This window comes from Shewanella sp. SM20, from assembly GCF_025654545.1.
Classification (GTDB): domain Bacteria; phylum Pseudomonadota; class Gammaproteobacteria; order Enterobacterales; family Shewanellaceae; genus Shewanella; species Shewanella oncorhynchi.
Map to the genome: position 1 here is coordinate 1 of NZ_JAKKRK010000138.1, position 639 is coordinate 639.

Here is a 639-nt window from a genome sequence, read left to right on the forward strand (position 1 = left end):
CTTAGATGTTTCAGTTCCCCTCGTTCGCCTCGCAACACTATGTATTCATGTTGCGATAACAGCTTATGCTGCTGGGTTCCCCCATTCGGACATCGTTAGCTCAAATGCTTGTTACTAGCTCGCCAACGCTTTTCGCAAGTTACTACGTCCTTCATCGCCTCTGACTGCCAAGGCATCCACCGTATACGCTTAGTCGCTTAACCATACAACCCAAATGAGTTTCACTCATCTGCGYCGCATTGCGACCAGCTTGGTTTTACTTGTCTCACTTCTGACCAAAGAAGTGGACGCGCCTTAGACGTAAACTATTCAATAAAGAATAATTTACTATTGAATATTCAAGACACTTAATAAAGTGTTTGAGAACTCATGTTCAATGCTTGCGCATTAAACGTTTTGTAATTAATYACATGACAGACTCATGCAATTAAATACTATCAGCTTTCCAAATTGTTAAAGAGCGGGCTTAAAAAAGCCAAAGATAATTTTTAAGTTTATCTTTGGCATCTCTATCCATAGTGCATATGCCTTATTACTTTGCAATAAAGTCAGAATAAGGTGTAAATGGTGGAGCTATGCGGGATCGAACCGCAGACCTCCTGCGTGCAAGGCAGGCGCTCTCCCAGCTGAGCTATAGCC

The 639-nt window shown here is 42.4% G+C and carries 1 rRNA gene; it reads right to left on the reverse strand.

Annotated elements, in window-relative coordinates:
• Positions 1-203, reverse strand: a 23S ribosomal RNA gene (locus L5M18_RS23285); the annotation flags it as partial.
• Positions 204-639 lie beyond the last annotated feature (436 nt).